This window comes from Jiella avicenniae, assembly GCF_021390325.1.
GTDB lineage: Bacteria > Pseudomonadota > Alphaproteobacteria > Rhizobiales > Rhizobiaceae > Jiella > Jiella avicenniae.
On sequence record NZ_JAJUWU010000007.1, the window covers coordinates 141,637 to 167,225 of the forward strand.

Annotated in this window: 21 protein-coding genes; 13 read left to right on the forward strand and 8 right to left on the reverse strand. The window is 67.1% G+C overall.

Annotation, left to right across the window (positions count from 1 at the left end; translation table 11 throughout):
• The first annotated feature begins 192 nt into the window (after window positions 1–192).
• The 3 genes from LZD57_RS08430 to LZD57_RS08440 all read left to right on the forward strand — a co-directional run bounded on the left by LZD57_RS08430 (window position 193) and on the right by LZD57_RS08440 (window position 1,977).
• Window positions 193–441, forward strand: a complete 249-nt coding sequence (locus LZD57_RS08430; RefSeq protein ID WP_233719168.1) for a GlsB/YeaQ/YmgE family stress response membrane protein — start codon at window positions 193–195, stop codon at window positions 439–441.
• Window positions 442–545: 104 nt separating this feature from the next.
• Window positions 546–1,520, forward strand: coding sequence for a lipoyl synthase (gene lipA / locus LZD57_RS08435; protein WP_233719169.1), 975 nt, complete (start codon window positions 546–548; stop codon window positions 1,518–1,520).
• A gap of 10 nt (window positions 1,521–1,530) precedes the next feature.
• Entirely contained in the window at window positions 1,531–1,977 is a 447-nt protein-coding gene (locus tag LZD57_RS08440; protein WP_233719170.1) for a type II toxin-antitoxin system RatA family toxin, read from the forward strand.
• 82 nt (window positions 1,978–2,059) lie between these two features.
• On the opposite strand, the gene LZD57_RS08445 is transcribed toward LZD57_RS08440, so the two are convergent.
• The 3 genes from LZD57_RS08445 to LZD57_RS08455 all read right to left on the reverse strand — a co-directional run bounded on the left by LZD57_RS08445 (window position 2,060) and on the right by LZD57_RS08455 (window position 5,283).
• A complete protein-coding gene (locus LZD57_RS08445; protein ID WP_233719171.1) occupies window positions 2,060–3,337 on the reverse strand; it encodes an MFS transporter in 1,278 nt (425 codons plus the stop codon).
• Between the two features lie 210 nt (window positions 3,338–3,547).
• Window positions 3,548–4,024 carry a CinA family protein gene (locus LZD57_RS08450; RefSeq protein WP_233719277.1) on the reverse strand — a complete coding sequence of 159 codons (477 nt, stop codon included), beginning with the start codon at window positions 4,022–4,024 and terminating at the stop codon, window positions 3,548–3,550.
• Window positions 4,025–4,086: 62 nt separating this feature from the next.
• Complete coding sequence (locus tag LZD57_RS08455) at window positions 4,087–5,283, reverse strand: bifunctional 2-C-methyl-D-erythritol 4-phosphate cytidylyltransferase/2-C-methyl-D-erythritol 2,4-cyclodiphosphate synthase (protein ID WP_233719172.1); 1,197 nt, start codon at window positions 5,281–5,283, stop codon at window positions 4,087–4,089.
• A 133-nt stretch (window positions 5,284–5,416) separates the two neighbouring features.
• Here LZD57_RS08455 and dusB point away from each other — a divergent pair, with 133 nt between their 5' ends.
• From dusB to hflX, 8 genes are all read left to right on the forward strand, one after another.
• Window positions 5,417–6,487 (forward strand): tRNA dihydrouridine synthase DusB, encoded by a 1,071-nt coding sequence (dusB, locus tag LZD57_RS08460; RefSeq protein WP_233719173.1) that lies wholly within the window; start codon window positions 5,417–5,419, stop codon window positions 6,485–6,487.
• A 1-nt stretch (window position 6,488) separates the two neighbouring features.
• Entirely contained in the window at window positions 6,489–7,634 is a 1,146-nt protein-coding gene (locus LZD57_RS08465) for a two-component system sensor histidine kinase NtrB (protein WP_233719174.1), read from the forward strand.
• Window positions 7,635–7,641: 7 nt separating this feature from the next.
• On the forward strand, window positions 7,642–9,087 hold the full coding sequence (gene ntrC, locus LZD57_RS08470) for a nitrogen regulation protein NR(I) (protein WP_233719175.1): 1,446 nt from the start codon (window positions 7,642–7,644) through the stop codon (window positions 9,085–9,087).
• An 82-nt stretch (window positions 9,088–9,169) separates the two neighbouring features.
• Entirely contained in the window at window positions 9,170–11,422 is a 2,253-nt protein-coding gene (locus LZD57_RS08475; protein WP_233719176.1) for a sensor histidine kinase NtrY-like, read from the forward strand.
• Complete coding sequence (gene ntrX, locus LZD57_RS08480) at window positions 11,404–12,768, forward strand: nitrogen assimilation response regulator NtrX (RefSeq protein ID WP_233719177.1); 1,365 nt, start codon at window positions 11,404–11,406, stop codon at window positions 12,766–12,768. The genes LZD57_RS08475 and ntrX overlap by 19 nt, the downstream gene beginning before the upstream one ends.
• Before the next feature lie 55 nt (window positions 12,769–12,823).
• Window positions 12,824–14,200: a Trk system potassium transporter TrkA gene (gene trkA / locus LZD57_RS08485; RefSeq protein ID WP_233719178.1), complete on the forward strand. Its 1,377-nt coding sequence runs from the start codon at window positions 12,824–12,826 to the stop codon at window positions 14,198–14,200.
• 184 nt (window positions 14,201–14,384) lie between these two features.
• Window positions 14,385–14,633 (forward strand): RNA chaperone Hfq, encoded by a 249-nt coding sequence (hfq, locus tag LZD57_RS08490; protein WP_233719179.1) that lies wholly within the window; start codon window positions 14,385–14,387, stop codon window positions 14,631–14,633.
• Window positions 14,634–16,019, forward strand: coding sequence for a GTPase HflX (gene hflX, locus LZD57_RS08495; RefSeq protein ID WP_233719180.1), 1,386 nt, complete (start codon window positions 14,634–14,636; stop codon window positions 16,017–16,019).
• Window positions 16,020–16,210: 191 nt separating this feature from the next.
• Here the strand turns inward: hflX and LZD57_RS08500 are convergent, their stop codons facing one another.
• Window positions 16,211–17,752 carry a DEAD/DEAH box helicase gene (locus LZD57_RS08500; RefSeq protein ID WP_233719181.1) on the reverse strand — a complete coding sequence of 514 codons (1,542 nt, stop codon included), beginning with the start codon at window positions 17,750–17,752 and terminating at the stop codon, window positions 16,211–16,213.
• Between the two features lie 146 nt (window positions 17,753–17,898).
• Between LZD57_RS08500 and LZD57_RS08505 the strand changes: the two genes are divergently transcribed.
• Window positions 17,899–18,609: an alpha/beta fold hydrolase gene (locus LZD57_RS08505; protein WP_233719182.1), complete on the forward strand. Its 711-nt coding sequence runs from the start codon at window positions 17,899–17,901 to the stop codon at window positions 18,607–18,609.
• Between the two features lie 48 nt (window positions 18,610–18,657).
• Here the strand turns inward: LZD57_RS08505 and LZD57_RS08510 are convergent, their stop codons facing one another.
• The 4 genes from LZD57_RS08510 to LZD57_RS08525 form a co-directional block, all read right to left on the reverse strand.
• Window positions 18,658–19,221, reverse strand: a complete 564-nt coding sequence (locus LZD57_RS08510) for a hypothetical protein (RefSeq protein ID WP_233719183.1) — start codon at window positions 19,219–19,221, stop codon at window positions 18,658–18,660.
• Between the two features lie 254 nt (window positions 19,222–19,475).
• Complete coding sequence (gene parE, locus LZD57_RS08515; protein WP_233719184.1) at window positions 19,476–21,500, reverse strand: DNA topoisomerase IV subunit B; 2,025 nt, start codon at window positions 21,498–21,500, stop codon at window positions 19,476–19,478.
• A gap of 275 nt (window positions 21,501–21,775) precedes the next feature.
• Window positions 21,776–23,185: a type I glutamate--ammonia ligase gene (gene glnA / locus LZD57_RS08520; RefSeq protein WP_233719185.1), complete on the reverse strand. Its 1,410-nt coding sequence runs from the start codon at window positions 23,183–23,185 to the stop codon at window positions 21,776–21,778.
• Between the two features lie 149 nt (window positions 23,186–23,334).
• Window positions 23,335–23,673 (reverse strand): P-II family nitrogen regulator, encoded by a 339-nt coding sequence (locus LZD57_RS08525; RefSeq protein ID WP_083589801.1) that lies wholly within the window; start codon window positions 23,671–23,673, stop codon window positions 23,335–23,337.
• A 274-nt stretch (window positions 23,674–23,947) separates the two neighbouring features.
• Here LZD57_RS08525 and LZD57_RS08530 point away from each other — a divergent pair, with 274 nt between their 5' ends.
• On the forward strand, window positions 23,948–25,474 hold the full coding sequence (locus tag LZD57_RS08530; protein WP_233719186.1) for an NAD(P)H-hydrate dehydratase: 1,527 nt from the start codon (window positions 23,948–23,950) through the stop codon (window positions 25,472–25,474).
• Window positions 25,475–25,589: the final 115 nt, after the last annotated feature.

A 25,589-nucleotide genomic window follows, 5' to 3' on the forward strand; every position in this document is an offset into this window, starting at 1 on the left:
CAACGCCGGTCGCGCCCGTCCGTCGCCTCGAAGAGAGCGCGGCTGCGGCGGATCGAGTCCGTTCGACGGATCGAATCGTCGGCAATCGGCGCCAAATAGTTTCAAGGAAGGTCCGCGAACCTCTTGCCCGGCTCACCAAGACCCTAACTACTGCGGCAACCTGCCACTCACCCTTCGTTAGGAGTCGTCCAAATGGGTTTTCTCGCAGCAATCATCGTCGGTGGCCTTGCCGGCTGGCTCGCCGAACAGGTCATGAAAAGTGACATGGGCATCATCATGAACATCATCCTCGGCGTTGTCGGGGCCCTGTTGCTCAGCTTCATCTTGTCTCTGTTCGACATCGGCGTGCCTGCCGGCGCGGAGTTTTCCTGGGCCTATCTGATCACCGGCTTCGTCGGCGCCTGCCTCTTGATCTTCATCTTCCGCGCCATCCGGCGCTGACCGGCAATCGACGACCCCTGCGTGGCGCTCAGACCCGCCATGCAGGGCTTTGGCGGGCGTCGAAGCCAATTGCATCGCAAAAACCGGAGGCTTAAGTAGGCTCCATGGTAACGCTTCTCGACACCCGCCTTCCCGCAGCCGACAAGCCGCGGCTGCGCCATCCGGAAAAAGCCCATCGGCCGGACACCGCGGCGAGCCCGCCCAAGCCGGACTGGATCCGCGTCAAGGCGCCGGTCTCCAAGGGCTATTTCGAGACCCGCGAGATCGCCCGCGAGAACAGGCTCGTCACCGTCTGCGAAGAGGCGGGCTGTCCCAATATCGGCGGCTGCTGGGAGAAGAAGCACGCCACCTTCATGATCATGGGCGGCATCTGCACGCGCGCCTGCTCCTTCTGCAACGTCGCCACCGGCATGCCCCATGCGCTGGACGAGAGCGAGCCGGAAAGCGTCGGCCGCGCCGTCGCCAAGATGGGACTCAACCACGTCGTCATTACCTCGGTCGACCGGGACGATCTGCCCGACGGCGGGGCGGAACACTTCGTCCGCACCATCCGCGCGATCCGCGCCGCCGCTCCCGGGACGACGGTCGAGATCCTGACGCCGGATTTCCTCAGGAAGCCCGGTGCGCTGGAGCGCGTGGTCGAGGCCAAGCCCGACGTCTTCAACCACAATCTCGAGACCGTGCCATCGAAATATCTGACGGTACGCCCGGGCGCCCGCTACTTCCATTCGATCCGCCTGCTGCAGCGGGTGAAGGAACTCGACCCGACGATCTTCACCAAGTCCGGCATCATGGTCGGGCTCGGCGAGGAGCGGAACGAAGTCCTGCAGCTGATGGACGACCTGCGCACCGCCGACGTCGACTTCCTGACCATCGGCCAGTATCTGCAGCCGACGAAGAAGCACCACGCGGTGATCCGCTACGTCACGCCAGAGGAGTTCGGCTCCTTCGAGAAGGTGGCGCTGACCAAGGGCTTCCTGGTCGTCTCCGCAAGCCCGCTCACCCGCTCCTCCCATCATGCCGGCGAGGATTTCGAACGTCTGAAGGCCGCGCGGCTCGCCCGCCAGTCGGCCGCCTGACGCGCCCGTCATGCCGAAATTTCAAACGACACGCCACGTTCGCCACTCCGCCGACGAGATGTTCGCGCTCGTCGCCGACGTCGAGAAATATCCCGAGTTTCTGCCGCTCTGCCAGGCGCTCACGGTTCGCTCGGAGCGCGAGAAGGAGGGCAAGCGCCTTCTCGTCGCCGACATGACCGTGGCCTACAAGATGGTCCGCGAGACCTTCACCTCGCAGGTCCTGCTGAAGCCCGAAGAGCGGCGGATCGAGGTGTCCTACGTCAACGGGCCGTTCAAGTTCCTCGACAATCGCTGGGATTTCGTGCCGACCGGTGAGGACAGCTGCGACGTCGAGTTCTTCATCGAATACGAGTTCAAGAGCCGCACCCTCGGCATGCTGATGGGTTCGATGTTCGACTTCGCCTTCCGGCGGTTTGCCGTGGCGTTCGAAGAGCGGGCGGACAAGATCTACGGGTGAAGGCGGCGGGAACCGGATGGCTTGATCCATCGGTTTCGTCGCGAGAAAGCCGGTAATCCGTGTCAAGCCGCGATGATCGCCTTCAGGTCGCCGTTGCGGCCGCGCCGGGACCGTCGCCGTCGCTTTCGGCCTGCTCGACGGCCCAGGCGCTCGCCGCTTCGACGGCGACCGGCGAGGAGGTCGGGATGACGGCGATGTAGCTGTCGGTCTGGCTCGCCGGAACTCCGGGCCGCTGCGTCATGCGATAGAGGGCGTAGAGCGCGATCGCGCCGAAGGTCACGGCGAGGACCAGCCAGAAGGTGAACGGTCCCGCCCATTCCATGGCCCAGCCCGTGACGAGAGGACCGAGGATCGCGCCGAGACCGAAGGTGAAGACGAGGCCGCCCGACGCGGCCGGCATCTGCTCCGACGAGAGGAAGTCGTTCGTGTAGGCCAGAAAGAGGGCGTAGAGCGGCGTGGTCATCCCGCCGGCAACGAAGGCCGAAGCCATCAGCGGCCAAAGACCGGCGCCGGCGATCCATCCGAGAAGACAGGATGCAGATCCGACGAGGGAGACGGCGAAGATCAGCATACGCCGGTCCACGCGGTCCGAGATCCAGCCGATCGGGTATTGCAGCACGAGCGCGCCGGCGAACAGCATCGCGATGAACAGGGCGATCTGGGACGTGCCCATGCCGATGAGCGTGCCGAAGACGGGGCCCATGCCGGACTGTGTCGCGTAGGCGCTTCCCAGAAGGAAGATCCCCACGGTGCCGAGGGGCGATTCGGCGAAGAGAGCCTTCAGGGCCATCGGCCGCGTGACGTCGGTCCTGGGGGCCGGCGCCACAGTGAGGAGGATCGGTGCGAAGGAGATCGAGACGAGGATCGACGCACCGATGAACAGCACCGACGTCCCGGCGTCGCCGAGCGTCAGCAGCCCTTGCGCCCCGATGATGCCGAGCGTCTGGGCGATCATGTAGGCGGAGAGCACCTTGCCGCGGGTCTCGTTGGTCGCTGCGTCGTTCAGCCAGCTCTCGGCCGTCACGTAGACGCCCGACATGCAAAAGCCGATCAGCATCCGCAGCAGGGTCCATGCCCAGGGTTCCGCCAGCAGGGGAAAGGTGATCAGCCCGGCCGACATGAAACTGCCGAGCGCCGCGAAGACGCGCACATGCCCGACATTGCGGATCAGAGACGGGGTGAGACGGGCGCCGGAGAGAAAGCCGACGAAATAGCCGGACGTGACGATGGCGAGAGCCGCCGCCGAAAACCCCTCGATCCCGCCGCGCAGGCCGATGAGGGTGAAATGCATGCCGTTTCCCAGCATGATCAGCACGATGCCGACCAGGAGAGCCCAGATGCTGGATAAGACCTTGATCATCGGGCGCCCTCGATCGCTGACCGGTTGCGTGGACGCCCAGCGTTCGGTCAGCGTTACACTTTTCGTCGTCTCATGCGATGTTTCAATTGCGACCCGGCGATGACGCGCCGACGAATTCGGCGACGGGTCGAGGGCGCGTGCGGACGGATGATTTCCGTCACGAGACGCCTGTTGCCTTCGGCCGGCCCAGCCCGAGGGGCCGCAGCGCCGTCATCGCTCCATCGCTGCAATCAGCATCTGCAGCGCCACCACCACCGATGCCGCGCGGATGCCGGCGCGCCCGAGGTCCCCGAACCGCTCTTCCCGGTGCGTCGTTCCGGCCGGCCCGGCGCAGGCGAAATGCACCAGCCCGACCGGCTTCGTTTCGCTCCCACCGCCGGGCCCGGCGATGCCGGTGATCGAGACCGCGACGGTAACGCCCGCTCGCGTCCGCGCGCCTTCGGCCATTTGCCGGGCGACGGTTTCGGACACCGCGCCATGGGCGGCGAGGGCTGCGGGATCGACGCCGACGAGGTCGATCTTCGCCTGGTTGGAATAGGTGACGAAGCCGCGGTCGAGGACGGCGGAGGAGCCGGCGACGTCGGTGATCGCGCCGGCGACGAGGCCGCCGGTGCAGGATTCGGCGGTGGCGAGCGTCCGGCCGGCGGCGGCGTAGCGCTCGACGACAGCGCGCGCGAGGGCGGCGATTTCGCTGCCGCGATCCCTGAAGGGGCCGGCCGAGGCGCCGTCGGCATCGGTCTTGCCGTCGCTCACTTGACCTCTCCATAGACCACCGAGGCCGTGGCGATCGCCGCGATGCCCTCGCGGCGGCCGACGAAGCCGATCGTCTCGTTGGTCGTCGCCTTCACCGAGACCCGGTCGAGCGTCAGGCCCGTCATCGTCGCGATCGCCTGGCGCATCGCCTCGCGGTGCGGCGCGATCTTCGGCGCCTCGCAGATCAGGGAGATGTCGGCATTCATGATCCGGCCCCCCTTGGCGGCGACGATTTCCACTGCCTTCTCGACGAAGACGTGGGAGGCGGCACCTCGCCACTGCGGATCGCTCGGGGGAAAGTGATCGCCGATGTCGCCGGCGCCGCAGGTCGCCAGCAGCGCGTCGGTCAGGGCGTGGAGGCCGACATCGGCGTCGGAGTGGCCGTCGAGCGCCTGGTCGTGGGCGATCCTGACGCCGCACAGGGTAACGTGGTCGCCCGGAACGAGGCGGTGCACGTCGTAGCCATTGCCGGTCCGGACGTCGATCACGGGCAGTTTCTCCTTCAGTCTCTCGTCGGCGGCGGCGATGTCCTCGCGCGTCGTCAGCTTGACGTTGCCCGCCGCGCCCTCGACCAGCACCACCCTCGTTCCCGCCCATTCGGCGATCGAGGCGTCGTCGGTGAAGTCGGAGCGGCCCGAGCCTGCGGCCGCGTCATGGGCGCCGACGATCGCCTCGAAGTGAAACCCCTGCGGCGTCTGCGCGCCGTAAAGGCCGCTGCGCGGGACGGTCTCGGCGACCGAAAGGTCGCTCGTCGCCCGCTTGATCGTGTCGGCGATGGCAACCGCCGGGACCGCGCCGCCATGGGCGATGGCCGCCGCGATCACCCGGTCGATGGTCGCATGGTCGACGAAGGGGCGGACGGCGTCGTGGATGAGCACGATGCCGGGCGGGCGCCCCGACGCCCGGAGAAATTCCAGCCCGCGCCGAACCGAGAGCTGTCGCTCGGCTCCTCCGGTGACGAGATGGACGCGGGCGGCCTCCGGGCCGAGAGCCCGTTCGCAGAGCGCGCGATCGTCGGCGTGGATGACGAGGACGATGGTCTCGATCCGCGGGTGGCTCTGAAAAAGCGCCAGCGCGTGGGCGAGGACGGCGCGCCCGCCGACGGTCCGATACTGTTTGGGACCCTCCGTGGAGTGGCCGGCCCGCTCGCCGCGACCGGCCGCCACCAGGATCGCCGCGACGCTGTCCGCCATGCCGCTCGCCCTCGCTTCAAATCCTCGGGTGCTGGAACATGAACCGGCGACAGAAAGCAAGCACCTAATTGCTTGTCATTTGAGCATGCTCCGATTAAGTACAGCACAGGTGCTGCAAGAATCGACAGTTGCGATGAACGCTCAAGCTTTAGGCGAATTGGGAAGGCGGGGGGATGGTTCGGCCCCCCTGGTGGTCGGCGGTTGCCGGCTCGCCAACCGCGTCCTGCTGGCGCCGATGTCGGGCGTCTCCGACGTGCCGTTCCGCCGGTTGGCGAGGCGCTTCGGCGCGGGCCTCGTCGTGTCCGAGATGGTCGCCAGCGGGGAATATCTGAAGGGCGACGGCGAATCGACCCTCAGAGCCCTGCGTGACGGGCATGGCATCCATGCGGTGCAGCTCGCGGGGCGCGATCCGGTGGCCATGGGCGAGGCCGCGCGGCGTCTCGCGGACTCGGGCGCGGACATCGTCGACATCAACTTCGGCTGCCCGGCGAAGAAGGTCGTGGGCGGGCTGTCCGGCTCCGCCTTGATGCGCGAGCCCGAGCTTGCCCTCGCCATCGTCGAGGCCGTCGTCGAAGGGGCGGGCGCGGTGCCGGTGACGGTGAAGATGCGTCTCGGCTGGGACCGGGCTTCGATGAATGCGCCATGGCTCGCCGCGCGGGCGGAGGCGGCCGGCGCCCGGATGGTGACGGTGCACGGCCGCACGCGCATGGACTTCTACGACGGTTCCGCCGACTGGAAGGCGATCGCCGCCGTCCGCCGCGCGATCACGGTGCCGCTCGTCGCCAATGGCGATCTCGTCTCGACCGATCGCCTCGGCGAGATGCTGGCTTCCAGCGGCGCCGATGCGGTCATGGTCGGCCGCGGCGCCTATGGCCGGCCCTGGCTCCCCGGCCTGATGGCCGGCGCGACGACGATGGCGGCGCTGTCGCGCATCGATCTCGGCGACTTCGCCGTGGGTCATTACGAGGCGATGCTCGGCCATTACGGCCTGCCGACCGGCATCCGCCACGCCCGCAAGCATCTCGGCTGGTATCTCGATCGCTTCCGGGCGACCGGCGCCGCCGTTTCGCCGGCAGAGCGCCGGGCGATCATGACCGGAACCGACCCGAACGATGTTCGCACGAGGCTGTCTCGCCTCTTCGCCGGCACGACGCTGGCCGAGATCGAGACGGCCGCAACCGCGCCGATGGCGGAGGCAGCCTGACATGTCCCATTCGTCCGAGACCGGACCCTTCATGCTCGATCAGGCGTTCCAGATCCTCAACGCGCTGCCGCATCCGGTGATCGTCGTCGACGAAGCGGGCCGGTTCCGCTTCGCCAATTCCGATGCCGAACAGTTCTTCTCCGCCGGCTCGGCCTATCTCGCCCGCAAGACGCTGCAGGACTTCGTGCCCGGCGACAGCCCGATGTTCTCGCTGGTCGAGCAGGCCCGCGCCGAAGCCGCCCGCATCAGCGAATACCGCGTCGACGTCTCTTCGCCTCGTCTCGGCGGCGAGCGGCTGGTCGATCTCTACGTCTCGGCGATGCCGGAGGCGCCGGAACTCGTCGTGGTGATGATCCAGCAGCGCTCGATCGCCGAGAAGATGGACCGCCAGCTGACACACCGATCCGCCGCTCGGACCGTCACCGGTCTCGCGGCAATGCTCGCCCACGAGATCCGCAATCCGCTTTCCGGCATCAAGGGCGCCGCCCAGCTTCTGGCCGCCTCCGCCAGCGACGAGGACCGGACGCTCACCCGGCTGATCCAGGAAGAGTCGGACCGCATCGTCAAGCTGGTCGACCGGATGGAAGTATTCTCGGACCAGCGGCCGATCGAGCGGTCGGCGGTGAACATCCATTCCGTTCTCGAGCACGTGAAGACGCTCGGCAAGAACGGCTTTGCCCGCGACATCAAGATCCTCGAACTCTACGACCCGTCGCTGCCGCCGGTCTTCGCCAATCGCGACCAGCTGGTGCAGGTGTTCCTCAACCTTCTGAAGAACGCCGCCGAGGCGGTGAAGGGCCGCGAGGACGCCGAGATCCGCCTGACGACGGCGTTTCGGCCGGGCGTCCGTCTCTCCGTGCCCGGCACGAGGGACCGCGTGACCCTGCCGCTGGAATTTGCCGTCGAGGACAATGGCGACGGCGTCCCGGAAGACATCCGCGAGCACATCTTCGACCCCTTCGTGACGACCAAGCCGAGCGGCTCCGGCCTCGGCCTCGCGCTGGTCGCCAAGATCGTGGGCGACCACGGCGGCGTCATCGAATGCGAATCGCAGCCGGGTCACACCGTTTTCCGCATTCTCATGCCGGCCTGGCGCGAGCTTTCCGACCCCGATGCGCTGCGCGACGCGACCGACGAACAAGGCTGAATCATCCATGGCAATGCAGATCATCGTAGCCGACGACGACGCCGCCATTCGCACGGTCGTCTCCCAGGCCCTGATGCGGGCCGGGTTCGAAGTCCGCGTGACCTCGAACATCGCCACGCTCTGGCGATGGATTTCGGCGGGCGACGGCGACCTCGTCATCACCGACGTCCTGATGCCCGACGGCAACGCCTTCGACACGCTGCCGAAGATCAAGAACTCGCGGCCGGAACTCCCCGTCGTGGTGATGAGTGCCCAGAACACCTTCATGACGGCGATCAAGGCGTCGGAGAAAGGCGCCTACGACTACATCCCCAAGCCCTTCGATCTGACGGAACTCGTCTCGATCGTCCGCCGGGCCCTGTCCGAGCCCAAGCAAGGTTCCCGTGTCGCCGCTCCCGACGACATGCAGGAGGCGATGCCGCTGGTCGGCCGCTCGCCCGCCATGCAGGACATCTACCGTGCCCTCGCACGAATGATGCAGACCGACCTGACGGTGACGATCACCGGCGAATCGGGCACCGGCAAGGAACTCGTCGCACGGGCGCTGCACGATTACGGCCGCCGCCGCAAAGGTCCCTTCGTCGCCATCAATATGGCGGCGATCCCACGCGACCTCATCGAATCGGAACTCTTCGGCCACGAGAAGGGCGCCTTCACCGGTGCCCAGTCCCGCACCAGCGGCCGTTTCGAGCAGGCCGAGGGCGGCACGCTCTTCCTCGACGAGATCGGCGACATGCCGATGGAGGCGCAGACGCGGCTCCTGCGCGTCCTGCAACAGGGCGAATACACCATCGTCGGCGGCCGCACGCCGATCGCCACCGACGTCAGGATCGTCGCCGCGACCAACAAGGACCTGCGCCAGCTGATCGCCCGGGGCCTGTTCCGCGAGGACCTGTTCTACCGGCTCAACGTCGTGCCGCTGCGCCTGCCGCCGCTGCGCGAGCGCATCGAGGACCTGCCGGATCTGGCGCGGCATTTCTTCGCAGTCGCCGAAAACGAGGGGCTGCCGCGAAAGACGCTGAGCCAGGGGGCGCTCGACGTCATGCGGCGCTACGGCTGGCCGGGCAACGTGCGCGAACTGGAAAACCTCATCCGACGCCTCGCCGCCCTTTATCCGCAGGACGAGATTTCGGCGGAGATCGTCGAGCACGAACTCACCAACGATCCGATCAAGAGCCCGGGGCTGGAGACGGATGCCAGCAAACCGATCGATCTCAGCGCCTCCGTCGAGCGCTATCTGGCCGAGTATTTTTCCTCCTTCGGCGACGATCTGCCGCCGCCGGGGCTGCACGGGCGGATCCTGCGCGAGGTGGAATATCCGCTGATCGCCGCGGCGCTGGCGGCGACCCGCGGCAATCAGGTGAAGGCCGCCGATCTCCTCGGCGTCAATCGCAATACGCTGAGAAAGAAGATCCGCGATCTCGACATTTCCGTCGTCCGCTCAATCCGTTGACTGGCTTTTTTCAGGGTTTCGTTGCAGTTTAGACACAATCCGTTGCTTTGTGGCAACGGCAATCGAAACTGTTCTGCGAAGCATGACGACACACCAGATCCACGGCGACACCCAGATCCCGTTCCTGATGGAACGGCGCCGCTTCCTGTTGTTTCCCGGCCTACTGGCCGTCGCCGGTGCGTTGATCACCGGCGCGATCTCGTTCGTCGTGCTCATGGGGCTGACGCCGGTCGAGCCGACCGACACGATCGTCACGGTCGCCACCGTCGTCAATGGCGGCTTCGTTCTGCTTCTCTGCGCGCTGATCGGCCGCGAGGTGCTGCGCATGGTGCGGGCCCGGCGGGAGGGGCGGGCGGCCTCGCGCCTGCACGTGCGGATCGTCGTCCTGTTCTCGATCGTCGCCATCCTGCCGGCGCTGCTCGTCGCCATCGTCGCCAGCGTCACGCTCGACCTCGGCCTCGACCGCTGGTTCGGCATGCGGACCCAGGCGATCGTCGAATCCTCGATCTCGGTGGCCAGGGCCTATGTGAACGAGAACGCCCGCAACCTGCAGGGCACCACCCTGTCGATGGCCTATGACCTCGACCAGCAGCGCCAGCTCTTCGATCTCGACCGCGGCGGCTTCCAGGATCTGATGACCGAGCAGGCGCGTGGCCGCTCGCTGCTCGGCGCGCAGGTCCTGCGCCTCGACGGCCAGCCGATCCTCAAGGCCGACGTCGATCAGGGCAAGCCGTTGCCGGTTCCCCCCGCCGACGCCCTGCAGAAGGCGGCCGAGGGCAACCTCGTCTTCATTCCGCCCGGCGTCACCAATCTCGTCGGCGCGATCATCCGCCTGCGGCAGATCTCCAACGCCTATCTCTACACCGTGCGCGCCGTCGATCCCGAGGTGATCACGGCGCTGCGCGAGATGGAGGAGCGCTCGGCCGAGTATTCGAGCCTGCGGGACAACCGCTTCGGGCTGCAGCTCGCCTTCGCGCTGCTCTATCTCGGCATCACGCTGATCGTTCTTTTGTCGGCGATCTGGACCGGCATCGGCGTCGCCGACCGTCTGGTCCGGCCGATCCGGCTCCTGATCGGCGCGGCCGACGAGGTCTCCGAGGGCAATCTCTCGGTCTCGGTGCCGGTGCGCGTCTCCGACGGCGACGTCGGCTCGCTCTCCAACACCTTCAACAACATGATCCTGCAGTTGCGGAGCCAGCGCGCCGAACTGGTCAACGCCAAGGACGTCATCGACGAGCGGCGGCGGTTCATCGAGGCGGTGCTCTCCGGCGTTACGGTCGGCGTCGTCGGCATCGAGCGCGACGGGACGATCTCGATGGTCAATCCGTCGGCCGAGCGGATCCTGGCGGTCTCCGCCGACGAGGTCACTGGCCGCAAGCTCGCCTCCGCCTTCCCCGACATCGGCGGCATCCGTCAGGCGGCCCTGGCGTCCCGCCGGCCGGAGCATCAGGAAGAGGTCAAGCTGAAGATCCGCGAGCGCGAGCGCACGCTGGCCATCCGCATCACCTCCTCCGAAGAGAGCGAGGGCGACCACGCCTCGGTGGTGACGATCGACGACATCACCGATCTCGTCGACGCCCAGCGGACCTCCGCCTGGGCCGACGTCGCCCGGCGCATCGCCCACGAGATCAAGAACCCGCTGACGCCGATCCAGCTCTCGGCCGAGCGCATCCGCCGGCGCTACGGCAAGCGGATCGAGGACGACCGCGAGGTGTTCGATCGCTGCATCGAGACGATCGTGCGCCAGGTGTCCGACATCGGCCGCATGGTCGACGAGTTCTCGACCTTCGCGCGCATGCCGAAACCGACGATGGAACGCATGGACCTGCGCGACGCCTTGCGCGAGGCGGTGTTCATGCGCGAAATGGGCGATCACGGAATCGCCTTCGCCGCCGAGATTCCCGAAACGCCGATGTTCGGCTCCTACGACATCCGGCTTCTGTCCCAGGCCTTCGGCAATCTGGTGAAGAATGCAGTGGAATCGCTCGAGGCGAGCGAGGGCGTCGAGGGCCGGATCGCCATCCGGGCGAAGATCCTGGACGGCGTCTATCGCATCGACATCGTCGACAACGGCCGCGGTTTTCCCAAGGACAATCGCGATCGGCTGCTCGAGCCCTACATGACGACCCGCGAGAAGGGCACCGGCCTCGGCCTCGCGATCGTCCGCAAGATCATCGAAGACCACGGCGGCACGATTACCCTCGAGGACGCACCGGATCAGCCGCAGGGCGCGATGGTGCGGATCGTGCTGCCGGCAGGCGACGACCCGTCGGGTGGAAGCCAACCGAACAATGCTGATGAAAGGATTGGTGAGCCATGGCATCGGACATCCTGATCGTCGACGACGAGGCCGACATTCGCGATCTCGTCGCCGGCCTCCTCGAGGACGAGGGCCACGAGACCCGCACGGCCGGCAATTCGGACGCCGCCATGCAGGCCTTTACCGACCGCGTGCCGCGCCTGGTGTTTCTCGACATCTGGCTGCAGGGCAGCCGGCTGGACGGGCTGGATCTCCTCGACGTCATCAAGGCGCAGCACCCGGAGGTGCCCGTCGTGATGATCTCGGGCCACGGCAACATCGAGACCGCCGTGTCGGCGATCAAGCGCGGCGCCTACGACTACATCGAAAAGCCCTTCAAGGCGGACCGGCTGATCCTCATCGCCGAGCGGGCGCTGGAGACCTCGAAGCTGAAGCGCGAGGTGCTGGAACTCAAACGCCGCTCCACCGACTTCGCCGAGCTGATCGGCAAGTCGCAGCCGATGAACCAGCTGCGCAACGTCATCGAGCGGGTGTCGCCGACCAACAGCCGGGTGATGATCCTCGGACCTTCGGGCTCCGGCAAGGAGATGGTGGCGCGGGCGATCCATGCGGCCTCGCCGCGCGCCTCCGGCCCGTTCATCGCCCTGAATGCCGCGGCGATCACGCCGGAGCGCATGGAGATCGAACTCTTCGGCAACGAGACCCCGCCGGGAACCGAGCGCAAGATCGGCGCGCTGGAGGAGGCCCATCGCGGCGTCCTCTATCTCGACGAGGTCGCCGACATGCCGAGGGAGACGCAGAACAAGATCCTGCGCGTCCTCACCGAACAGACCTTCGAACGCATCGGCGGCTCGAAACGGGTGAAGGTGGACGTCAGGATCATCTCCTCGACGTCGCAGAACCTCGATTCGCTGATTGCCGAAGGGCTGTTTCGCGAAGACCTGTTCCACCGGCTCGCCGTGGTGCCGATCCAGGTGCCGCCGCTCGCCGAACGACGCCAGGACGTGCCGCTGCTGATCGAGGCGTTCATGAAGCAGATCGCCGAGCAGACCGGCATCAAGCCGCGGCGGATCAGCGACGAGGCGATGGCCGTCCTGCAGGCGAGCGAATGGCCCGGCAACGTCCGGCAGCTGCGCAACAACGTCGAGCGGCTGATGATCCTCTCCCGCGACGGCGAGAGCGACGAGCCGATCACCGCCGACATGCTGCCCAACGAGGTCGGCGACATGCTGCCGCGCACGCCCAGCCAGGCCAACGGCCAGATCCTCGCCCTGCCGCTGCGCGACGCCCGCGAGGTGTTCGAGAAGGAATATCTGGTCGCCCAGATCAACCGCTTCGGCGGCAACATCTCGCGCACCGCCGAATTCGTCGGCATGGAGCGCTCGGCGCTGCACCGCAAGCTGAAATCCCTCGGCATTTGATGCGCCGATACGCTATGGCTGCGCCGCGGAATCCGATGGCGATGGAGCGGCCGACATGAAGGTGGTGATCTGCGGCGCGGGGCAGGTGGGCTACGGCATCGCCGAGCGGCTCGCCTCCGAGCGCAACGACGTGTCGGTGATCGACACCTCGCGCACCCTCGTCCAGGCGATTCGCGACAATCTCGACGCGAGAGGCTTCGTCGGCCACGGCGCCCAGCCGGACGTCCTCGCCGAGGCGGGCGCCGAACAGGCCGACATGATCATCGCCGTGACACTGCACGACGAGGTCAACATGGTCGCCTGCCAGGTGGCCCACTCGCTTTTCAACGTGCCGACCAAGATCGCCCGCATTCGCTCCCAGAGCTATCTGCGGCCGCATTGGCAGGATCTGTTCTCGACCGAGAACCTGCCGATCGACGTGATCATCTCGCCGGAGATCGAGGTCGGCGAGATGGTCCTGCGGCGCATCGCGCTGCCTGGCGCAATGGATGCGGTGCGCTTTGCCGACGACAACATCGCCATGGTGGCGATCGAGTGTGCGGAAGACTGTCCGGTCGTCAACACGCCGCTCGACCAACTGACCGACCTCTTCCCCGACCTCAACGCCACGGTCGTCGGCATCTGGCGCGGCGACCGGCTTTTCATCCCCGGCTCCAACGATCACATGGTTCCCGGCGACGTCGCCTATGTCGTCGCCGAGAAGACCCATGTGCGCCGCGCGCTCGGGCTGTTCGGCCACGAGGAGCCCGAGGCGGGCCGCATCGTCATCGTCGGCGGCGGCAATATCGGACACTACGTCGCGCGGCAGATCGAGAAGCGCAATTTCGGCGCGCGGATCCGCGTCGTCGAGGACAATCACGACCGGGCCGTGACGATCGCCGACGGCTTGAAGCGCACCATCGTGCTGCATGGCAGCGGCCTCGACCAGGCCATCCTGAAAGAGGCCGACATCGGCACCAGCGACCTGCTCGTCGCGCTCACCAACGACGATAAGGTCAACATCCTGTCGAGCGTCATGGCCAAGCGCCTCGGCTGCAAGGGCAATCTGGCCCTCCTCAACAATGCCGACTACCAGGGCTTCACCCGGATGCTCGGGATCGACGCCTTCATCAACCCCCGCTCGGTGACGATCTCCCGCGTGCTGCAGCACGTGCGGCGCGGTCGCATCCGGGCGGTCCATTCGATCCAGAACGGCATCGCCGAGGTGATCGAGGCCGAAGCGCTGGAGACGTCCCCGCTGGTCGGCGAGGCGCTGCGCGATCTCGATCTGCCGGAGAATCTGCGCATCGGCGCGATCCTCAGGAACGGCACCTACGTCAAGCCGACGGGCCAGACGAAGATCCGCGCCAAGGACAGGGTGGTCATCTTCGCCGCCGCCGCCGCCGTCCGCCACGTCGAGCAGATGTTCCGGGTCAGTCTGGAATTCTTTTGACGCGTGACTTTCCGACGCGACATGCCAATCTCGTGAGCAGGCGCGAAAATCGCGTCACGATTCGTATCGACCGGGGCTTCGAAGTCGTTCGCTCCTGCGGTATCAATGGAATAACGCCCGCGACCGACCGGCCGCGTTCGTCATCAACCAGGCTGCAGCACAAATCAAAAAAGGACATTTCTGCATGCCAGAGCGGACCCAGCACCTTCAGGACCTGTTTCTCAACACGGTTCGCAAGCAAAAGATTTCACTGACGATTTTTCTGGTCAACGGCGTCAAGCTGACCGGCGTCGTGACGTCGTTCGACAATTTCTGCGTCCTGTTGCGCAGGGATGGCCATTCGCAGCTCGTCTACAAGCATGCGATCTCCACCATCATGCCGTCGCAGCCCGTGCAAATGTACGAGGGCGTGGACGAGAGCGGGAAGGGCTGATTGGCGGAATTTCGGGAAAAGGGGCCGCGCGGACCGGTCGAGCACGAGAAGGTGCCGACGCGCGCGGCCGTGTTCGTTCCGGTCTTCAGGCAGCGGACGGAGAGCGGCGGCACGCCGGGGCTCGAGGCCGTGCGCCGCAGCGACGAGGCGCGCCTCGCCGAGGCCGTGGGGCTCGCCGCGGCGATCGACCTCGACATCGTCGCGAGCGCCGTCGTCACCGGCCAGAAGCCGCAGCCGGCGGCGCTCCTCGGCAGCGGCAAGGTCGAGGAGCTGAAGGGGCTGGTCGCGGCCGAACAGGTCGGCCTCGTCATCATCGACCATCCGCTGACGCCGGTGCAGCAGCGCAATCTGGAAAAGGAACTCGACACCAAGGTGCTCGATCGCACCGGGCTGATCCTCGAGATCTTCGGCCGGCGCGCGCGCACCAAGGAGGGCCGGCTGCAGGTCGAGCTCGCCCATCTCAACTATCAGCGCGGCCGGCTGGTGCGCTCCTGGACCCATCTCGAACGCCAGCGCGGCGGCGCCGGCTTCATGGGCGGCCCGGGCGAGACCCAGATCGAGGCCGATCGCCGGCAGCTGCAGGAAAAGATCAAGCGGCTCGAAAAGGAGCTCGATCAGGTCCGCCGCACCCGCCAGCTTCATCGGGAGAAGCGCCGCAAGCGGCCGCATCCGATCGTCGCGCTGGTCGGCTACACCAATGCCGGCAAGTCGACGCTGTTCAATCTTCTGACCGGCGCCGACGTGATGGCCAAGAACCTGCTTTTCGCCACCCTCGATCCGACGCTGCGCAAGACGGTGCTGCCGCACGGAACCGAGATCCTGTTCTCCGACACGGTCGGTTTCGTCTCGGACCTGCCGACCCATCTCGTCGCCGCCTTCCGGGCGACGCTGGAAGAGGTGCTGGAAGCCGACCTGATCCTGCACGTGCGCGACGTGTCCGATCCGGACACGCTGGCCCAGGCCGAGGACGTGCGCCGGATCCTGCGCGATCTCGACGTCGACACGGAGGACACCGAGCACGTCGTCGAGGTCTGGAACAAGATCGACCGGCTCGACGAGGATGCGCTGCACCGCGTTTCCGCAGCCCGTGCCTCGCTGGCGGAGCCGGGTTCGGCGCATCTCGTCTCGGCGGTGACGGGGGAGGGGACGGAGGCGCTTCTCGCCGACATCGAGCGGCGCATCGCCGGCCATCTCACCGGCGTCACGCTCGACGTCTCGCCGGAGGCGATGAACCTCATCCCCTGGCTCTACGACAACGCCACCATCCTCGAACGCGAGGACGGCGAGGATGGCGTCGTGCATCTGAAGGCGGAAATGACCGCGCAGGCGCGGACCGAGCTTCGCCGGATCGGCGAAGCCACCACCGGTCTCTCGATCGCCGGATAGCAGGGACGGCCGGAACGGCGATCCCCGAGCGCGGCTCGCGATGCGTCGCGGCCGGCACGACCACCATCCACACATACGAAAAAAGCGGCGGCCACATGATGTGCCCGCCGCTTCGAACTCGTGGGGTTCTGGTCAGGCCGCCGGCGCCTCGGCAGCAGCCCTGTCCGCGAAATCGCCGTCCGTCCCGCCGATCAGGTTCCGGTCTGGATCAGCATGAAGGCGGGGATGTCGTCGCCGAAGCCGACCTGTTGCGGGCCGTCGTCGCCACGCTGGCGGTTGTTGTTGCTCTCGGAGCCGCGCTTCGGCCGGCCGCGTCCCGTGCCGGCGGAAGAGCGGCCGTAGCTCGACGGCGACGGCCGAGCCGCCGTCTCCTTGGCGACGGGCAGATCGGCGATGGCTTCGACCGGAACGGCGAGTTCGCCGGCCTCGGCGCGCTCCATCACGGCATCGTTCGGCTCTAGGGCCTCGGCGATTTCCAGCGCGGGCTCCGGCTTCGGCCGGCGCGAACGGCGCTCGCGCTCGGGCTTGTCGCCGCCGGTGGTGGTGCGGCGCGTGCCGCGGCGCTTCGGGCGCTCGTCCTCCTCGGTGGAGGCCGGCAGCTCGGCGACCGTCGGGCCCTGCCATTCGATCGTCGCGTCGAGCATCTTCTCGATCGAGTCGAGATACTTCTTGTCGGACTTGGTCACCAGCGTGAACGCCTTGCCCGAGCGGCCGGCACGGCCGGTGCGGCCGATGCGGTGGACGTAGTCCTCGGAATGGATCGGAACGTCGAAGTTGAAGACGTGGCTGACCTTCGGGATGTCGAGGCCTCTCGCCGCGACGTCGGAGGCGACGAGGAGCTGGATCTGGTTGTCGCGGAAGCCCTGCAGCATCGCCGTGCGGGCACGCTGGTCCATGTCGCCGTGGAGGGCGCCGGCGGAAAAGCCGTGCTTCTCCAGCGAGCGGAACAGCGTCGCGACGTCGCGTTTGCGATTGCAGAAGATAATGGCGTTGGAGAGCTCGTCCTCTTCGCGCAGCAGCCGGCGCAGGGTCTCGCGCTTGTCCCACTCCTTGCCGCCGCTGGCGACGAGCCGCTGGGTCACCGTCAGGGCGGCGGAAGCCTGCTTGGCGACCTCGACGCGCACGGGATTCTGCAGGAACTGTTCGGTCAGGCGGGTGATCTCCGGCGGCATGGTGGCCGAGAAGAACAGCGTCTGGCGGGTGAAGGGGAGCTGCTTGCAGATCCGCTCGATGTCCGGGATGAAGCCCATGTCGAGCATCCGGTCGGCCTCGTCGATGACGAGGATTTCGACGCCCGTCAGAAGCAGCTTGCCGCGCTCGAAATGATCGAGCAGCCGGCCGGGCGTGGCGATCAGGACGTCGGCACCCCGGTCGATCTTCTTGTCCTGGTCCCCGAAGGACATGCCGCCGATCAAAAGCGCGACGTTGATCTTCTGATCCTTGCCGTAGCGCGTGAAGGACTCTTCCACCTGGGCCGCGAGTTCGCGCGTCGGCTCGATGATCAGGGTGCGCGGCATGCGCGCGCGGGCCCGGCCCTTTTCGAGCAGCGTCAGCATGGGCAGGACGAAGGACGCGGTTTTGCCCGTGCCGGTCTGGGCGATCCCGAGCACGTCGCGACGCGCGAGCGCGTGCGGAATGGCCTCTTCCTGGATCGGCGTCGGTTGGGTGTAACCGGAGGCTTCGACAGCCGCCAGCACCTTGGCGCTGAGACCGAGATCAGAGAATAGTGTCAAGCTGGCAAGTCTCTCAAGGAACGAGATGAGCGGCGCGGCTGCGCGCGGGGCAGCCCGTCTGCAAGGGGCGATAGGACTACTGGTCGTCCGAGTCAACCGTTTCCCGACATATGGGCGGGTTCGAAGGGGTTTTGAAGGTCGATTTCATGAATTTTTCGCAAATCGTGATGGTGCCGGGGCTGCTGTCGACCGGCGAGGTCTATCGACCGACAATCGATGCCTTGGGTTCGGATGTCTTCGTTGCCGAAACCCGACTTGACGATACGATCGAAGCCATGGCGCGACGGCTGCTCGACGAGGCATCCGGGCGATTTCTACTTTGCGGACACTCGATGGGTGGCTACGTCGCCTTGGAAGTGCTGCGGCTCGCCACGGAGCGGGTGGCCGGGCTGGCACTGATCGCGACCTCCGCACGGGCCGATATGCCGGAGCAGACGTCGGTCCGCCGCAGGCTCGTCGCAATGGCGCAGGAGCGCGGCATCGAGGCGGCGGCGCAGATGCTCGAGGGCAAGCTGTTCGGTCCGCGAACCGGCAGCGAGGCGCTTCGCCGGCTCAACCTCGCCATGGCCCGCGAAATCGGCGCCGGGGTCTTCGCGCGCCAGCAGGCGGCGATCATCGGACGGCGGGATCAGCGGGCGATGCTCGAGACGCTCGCCGTGCCGACGGTCGTCCTGGCCGGGACGGCGGATGCGATCATCCCGCCGCAGCGGTCGCAGGAGATGGCTGCGGCGATCCCCGGAGCGGAACTCGTCACGCTAGAAGGCATCGGACACATGGTCCCGCTCGAAGCGCCGCGCGAGACCGCAGCGGCCGTCGCGAGGCTGCAGGCGCGGATCTCGGCCGATCGACGCGGCTGAGGGCGAGGGCGGCGGCGCTGCGCCCCGAACCGCTCGCGGCCATCGCGTTCAGTTCGAGGCGGGGCCGAAGACGTAGGGCTGGCCGGGCATGAAGTGCAGCTCGTAGGTCTCGCTGATCTCGCCGTCGCTCGGCACGACCTCGAAGAACAGCGACAGGCTGTTGGGCTCGGCCTCGTTCGGATCGTCGGCGCGATAGCCGACGACCTGGCCGTCCATCTTGGCGATCTCGGGGATCTCGGTGGTCGAGCGGATGGCGAGACCGTCGTGACCGGAGGCGTCGAGCTGCTGGATGAAGAAGTGCGTCTTGGCGTTCTCGCCGGCGGGCTGGACCATCACCGTGCGCCAGACGCCGTGCTCGTCGCCTTCGGACCACGGACCGACGACCTGCACGTCCTGGACGAGGGGCGAAAGCTTCTCGACCGCAGCGGAGAATTCGTCCGACGTCGCCGCGGGCTGCGGGGCGCCGGTCTCGGCGGGCGCTGCGGTCTCTCCACCCGGCTGCTGCGCGGCGGCGGGGGCCTCGGTCGTCGTGGCATCCTGCGCCGGGCTCGCGCCCGAAAAGGCGAGCGAGGCGGCAAGCGCAGCGGCGAGGGTCGGCAGGATCCTGGTCATCGTGTTCACCTTGGCACGGCTCGGCCGTCGTTTGGGGATGCTGGAGCGGGATGAAACGAGCTTGGCTCATCCTCCCGCTCCATCTTCCTACTTGCGCATGATCTTTTCCGAAAACCGGTTCCCACTTTTCGGGATCATGCTCTAACCTCTTGCGCGCGTCGCTTCGGCCCCGCGCGCTGCATGTCGTCAGGGGCACCGCCGAACCACCTGCGAAGCACCCGTCCCGATCGCACGGGCCAGATACGCCAGCGGCGTCAGATGTCGAGGTCTCCGGCGAAGGCGGCGCGATCCTGGATGAAGCGGAAGCGCGACTCCGGCTTGTTCCCCATCAAGGCGTCGACCGCGCCGGAGGTGCCCGCCTCGGGCGTTTCGTCGACGATGACGCGCAGCAGCGTGCGCCGCTTCGGATCCATCGTGGTTTCCTTGAGCTGGGCGGGAAGCATCTCGCCGAGGCCCTTGAACCGGCCGACCTCGACCTTGCGGCCCTTGAACTCGCGCGCGACGATCTCCTCGCGGTGCCTGTCGTCCCGGGCATAGAAGGTCTTGCCGCCGGCCGACAGCTTGTAGAGCGGCGGGACGGCGAGGAAGAGATGGCCGCCGCGGATCAGCTCGGGCATCTCGCGGTAGAAGAAGGTGATCAGCAATGAGGCGATGTGGGCCCCGTCGACGTCGGCGTCGGTCATGATGATCACCCGCTCGTAGCGCAGATCGTCCTGCCGGTACTTCGCCCGCGTGCCGCAGCCGAGCGCCTGGATCAGGTCGGCGAGCTGCTGGTTGGCGGTGACCTTGTCGCGCCCGGCACTGGCGACGTTGAGGATCTTGCCGCGCAGCGGCAGGATCGCCTGGACCTTGCGGTCGCGCGCCTGCTTGGCCGATCCGCCGGCCGAGTCGCCCTCGACGATGAAGATCTCGGCGCCGGCGGCGCCGGTCTGCGAGCAGTCGGCCAGCTTGCCGGGCAGCCGCAGCTTGCGGGTCGCCGTCTTGCGGCTGATCTCCTTTTCCTGCCGGCGGCGCAGCCGCTCGTCGGCGCGCTCGACCACCCAGTCGATCAGCCGCGCGGCATCCTGGGGCGAGGAGGCGAGCCAGATGTCGAAGCTGTCGCGCATCGACTGCTCGACGATGCGCTGCGCCTCGGCGGTGGCCAGCCTGTCCTTGGTCTGGCCGACGAATTCCGGCTCGCGGATGAACACCGACAGCATGGCGGAAGCCGTCTGCATGATGTCGTCGCCGGTGATGATCGCGGCGCGCTTGTTGCCGGAGACGTCCGCAAAGGCCTTCAGGCCGCGCAGCAGGACGGACCGGAGCCCGGCCTCGTGGGTGCCGCCCTCCGGCGTCGGGATGGTGTTGCAGTAGGAGCGCACGAAGCCGTCGTCGGCGGTCCAGGAGACGGCCCATTCGACCGCGCCGTGGCCGGAGATCTTTTCGGTGCGGCCGGCGAAGATCTGCGACGTGACGCGGTGCTCCGCCCCGAGGGTGACGTCGAGATAATCCTTAAGGCCGCCGGGGAAGTGGAACGTCTCGCGCGTCGGCACGCCTGAATCTGCGGCGAGGAGCGAGGGGTCGCAGGACCAGCGGATCTCGACGCCGCCGAAGAGATAGGCCTTGGAGCGCGCCATGGCCATGAGCCGCTCGGGCCGGAACCGGCAATTGGCGCCGAAGATGTCCGGGTCGGGGCGGAAGCGCACCCGCGTGCCCCGCCGGTTCTGGGTGTCGCCGACCTCTTCGAGCTTCGAGGTGGCGATGCCGCGCGAATAGGTCTGCCGGTAGAGCTTGCGATTGCGCGCGACCTCGACCTCGAGATGTTCCGACAGCGCATTGACCACCGAAACGCCGACGCCGTGCAGGCCGCCGGAGGTCTCGTAGACCTTGGAATCGAACTTGCCGCCGGCATGCAGCGTCGTCATGATGACTTCGAGCGCCGAGCGTTCCTTGTATTTCGGATGCGGATCGACCGGAATGCCGCGCCCGTTGTCGGTCACGGCCAGCGTGCCGTCGGCCTCCAGCGACACCTCGATGAAATTGGCGTGGCCCGCCGTCGCCTCGTCCATCGCATTGTCGATGACTTCGGCGAAGAGATGGTGGACGGCCTTTTCGTCGGTGCCGCCGATATACATGCCCGGCCGGCGCCGAACCGGCTCCAGCCCCTCCAGCACCTCGATGTCGGCGGCGGTATAGTCGGCGCCGGGGACGAAATCCTGGGCCGGCTTTCTGGCCGGCGAAGGAGCCTTCGGCGCCGCGGGTTTGCGAGCGGCGTTGCCCGAGAACAGGTCGTCGCTCATCGGCTGAAAAATCCTCGTGTCGTCGTAGGGGACTCGTGCGGCGCCGCGATCATAGCTCCGTGCCTACACTTTCACGAAATGTTCTTCAAGGCGAACGCCTGCCCGATGTGCCGTTCGGCCGGGAAATTCGGCATTTTTCCACGACAAAGTCGCTCGAAGGCCACGCCTCCTCGACGCGGTGCCCGCCCGTTCGCCTTTCTCGAACGAAGAAGGGCGCCCGTTGCCGGACGCCCCTCGACGTTGCGGTTCTGCCCCGAAGCCGGGGCCGGGCCGGCTCAGACGGAATAGTACATGTCGAACTCGATCGGATGCGGCGTCATCTCGTAGCGCAGCACCTCGGCCATCTTCAGGTCGATGAAGGCGTCGATCTGGTCGTCGTCGAAGACGCCGCCGGCCTTCAGGAAGTCGCGGTCGGAATCGAGGCTTTCCATCGCTTCGCGGAGCGAGCGGCAGACGGTCGGGATTTCCTTCAGCTCCTCCGGCGGCAGGTCGTAGAGATCCTTGTCCATGGGCTGGCCCGGATGGATCTTGTTCTTGATGCCGTCGAGGCCGGCCATCAGCATGGCGGCGAAGGCGAGGTAGGGATTGGCCGTCGGATCGGGGAAGCGGACCTCGAGGCGCTTGGCCTTCGGCGACTGGCCGAAGGGGATGCGACAGGAGGCCGAGCGGTTGCGCGACGAATAGGCGAGCAGCACCGGCGCCTCGAAGCCCGGAACCAGCCGCTTGTAGGAATTCGTCGACGGGTTGGTGAAGGCGTTCAGCGCCTTGGCGTGCTTGATGATGCCGCCGATGTAGAACAGGCAGCTTTCCGACAGGCCGGCATATTCGTTGCCGGCGAAGGACGGCTTGTCGCCCTTCCAGATCGACTGGTGGACATGCATGCCCGAGCCGTTGTCGCCATAGACCGGCTTCGGCATGAAGGTCGCCGTCTTGCCATAGGCGTTCGCCACCTGATGGATGACGTATTTGTAGATCTGCATCTTGTCGGCGTTGCGGGTCAGCGTGTCGAACTTGATGCCGAGTTCGTGCTGGGCCGCCGCGACCTCGTGGTGATGCTTCTCGACGGCAACGCCCATCTCGGCCATCACCGTCAGCATCTCGGAGCGCATGTCCTGGCAGGAATCGATCGGCGGAACCGGGAAGTAGCCGCCCTTGATGCGCGGACGGTGGCCGAGATTGCCGGTCTCGTATTCGGTGTCGTCGTTCGACGGCAGCTCGGTGGAATCGAGCTTGAAGCCGGTGTTGTACGGGTCGGCCTTGTAGCGCACGTCGTCGAAGACGAAGAACTCGGCCTCGGGGCCGAAATAGCAGGTGTCGCCGATGCCGGACTGGGAGAGATAGGCCTCGGCCTTGCGGGCGGTCGAACGCGGGTCGCGGTTGTAGGCCTCGCCGGAGATCGGATCGAGGATGTCGCAGGTGACGGCCATGGTGGCCTGGGCGAAGAACGGGTCCATGTAGGCCGTCTCCGGATCGGGCATCAGCACCATGTCGGATTCGTTGATGGCCTTCCAGCCCTGGATCGACGAGCCGTCGAACATCGAGCCTTCGGAGAACATGTCTTCGTCGACGATGGAGGCGTCCATCGTCACATGCTGCATCTTGCCCTTCGGATCGGTGAAGCGCAGGTCGACGAACTTCACGTCGTTGTCCTTGATCTGCTTCAGAATCTCGTTGGCGCTCGTCATGGCCTTCCTTCCCTGTTGAAGAGTCTCTCTGGTCCCGGTCCGGACACCCGCTCGTTATCGCATGGCGGGCTCGCGATCCATCCCGGTCGTCGTCGGTTCGGGCGGCCCGCGAAGGTGGCCGCCCCGATCTTCGGCTGACGCCCGGCGCGTCAGATCGCGTCGGTGCCGGATTCGCCGGTGCGGATGCGGATGGCTTCCTCGATCGGCGAGACGAAGATCTTGCCGTCGCCGATGCGGCCCGTCTGCGCCGCCTTGCGGATCGCCTCGACCGCCGCCTCGACGGTCTCGTCCGCGAGAACGATCTCGACCTTCACCTTGGGAAGGAAGTCGACGACGTATTCGGCCCCCCGATAGAGCTCGGTGTGGCCCTTTTGCCGGCCGAATCCCTTGGCCTCGGTCACGGTGATGCCCTGGAGTCCGACCTCCTGAAGCGCCTCCTTCACCTCATCGAGCTTGAACGGCTTGATGATCGCCTCGACCTTTTTCATCGACTGACCTTTTCAATGACTTCTTCGTTGCAGCGGGCGTCGGGCCCGTCGCAGCCGGCAATGCAGGTGTCGTGCCAACAGACCGGCACCGAAGGCATAAACGAAATAGCGAGCCTGCGGCAGGGGGCAATGGAGCCGACGGCCCATTGCCGTCGTCTCAGGACGATTTTTCGCCGCCGCTTCCCGCCCTATCATCGTGCGCGACACGCAGACGAGTTCTCGGACGAGAATTGCTCAATCGTTGCCCATAATGAGGAAAGAAAAGGCAGGCGATATGGCGCAGAATCGCGCATCGGATGCAGCGTTACTCACTCCCCGCGAGATGGGCGAGGCGGACCGGCGGACGATCTCTGCCGGCACGCCGGGGATCGTGCTGATGGAGCGGGCCGCGACCGCAATCGCCGCGGCCGCGATCGAGCGCTTTCCGGCGGCGCTGCGGATCGCGCTGCTCGCCGGGCCCGGCAACAATGGCGGCGACGCCTATGCCGCCGCCGCGATCCTCTTGCGAGCGGGGCGGGACGTGCGTCTGTTCCACCTCGGCCCGCCGGGGAAGCTGTCGGGCGATGCGGCGATCGCGGCTGCGGCCTATCACGGGCCGGCCGGCGCACTTTCGGAGTTTCGAGCGGAAGCCTTCGACCTCGTCGTCGACGGGCTGTTCGGCGCCGGGCTGTCGCGGCCGCTGGAAGGGGAGGTGGCGGAGGTCGTCACGCGGCTGAAGGCGGCGGCGACGCCGGTGCTCGCCGTCGACCTTCCCTCCGGCATCTCCGGCGAGACCGGCGCCGTTCTCGGCGCGGCCGTCGCGGCGGAGGCGACCGTCACCTTCTTCCGCAAGAAGCCGGGGCACCTCGTCGAGCCGGGCCGCTCCCATTGCGGGGCCGTCATCGTCGCCGACATCGGCATTTCCGACGCTGTCCTCTCCGAGATCGGACCCCGCACCTTCGAGACCGGGCCGGCGCTGTGGCACGAGCGGCTCGTCCTGCCGAGCGAGGCCGGGCACAAATACGACCGCGGCCATGCCGTGGTCTTTTCCGGCGGAGCGAGCCAGACCGGTGCGGCGCGGCTTTCGGCGACGGCGGCCCTGCGGGCCGGGGCCGGGCTGGTCACGGTGTTTTCCCCGGCGAGCGCGCTCCTCGTCAACGCGGCTCATCTGACCGCGGTGATGCTGAAGCGCTGCGAGGACGCGGCAGAGCTCGAGGAGCGGCTCGGCGACGGGCGGTTGAACGCCTTCGTGCTCGGCCCCGGCTTCGGGCAAGCCGAGAACGCCCGGGCCTATGCGCAAGCGGTGCTCGCCGCCGGGCGGCGGCTGGTGCTCGACGCCGACGGGATCACCGCGTTTCAGGACGATCCCGCCACGCTGTTCGACGCGGCGGGCGAGGCGGGGAAGGCGCGCGCGGACGGCGAGCCGGCGCTCGTCCTCACCCCCCATGCCGGCGAGTTCAAGCGGCTGTTTCCCGATCTCGCTGCGGCCGACGACCTGTCGAAGCCGGTCCGCGCGCGGCAGGCGGCGGCGCGATCGAACGCCGTCGTCGTCCTGAAGGGGCGCGACACGGTGATCGCCGCGCCGGACGGGCGGGCTGCGATCAACGCCAGCGGCACGCCCTGGCTGGCGACGGCCGGCACCGGGGACGTTCTCACCGGCATCGTCGCGGCGCAACTGGCGCAGGGAACCCCGAGCTTCGAGGCCGCCGCGGCGGGCGTCTGGATGCATGGGAAGGCCGCGGAAGCCTTCGGGCCGGGGCTGATCGCCGAGGATCTGCCGACGATGCTGCCGCGGGTCTTCGCGCTCCTGGCCGGCGGCTGATCTTCTGGCCGTGGCCGATTGAAGCGCCGAATATCGGCCGCCGGACAACGACGAACCCCGCCGGCATGGACTACCGGCGGGGTTCGTCGTTCTGCGGTGATCCGCGGTGCTTGGG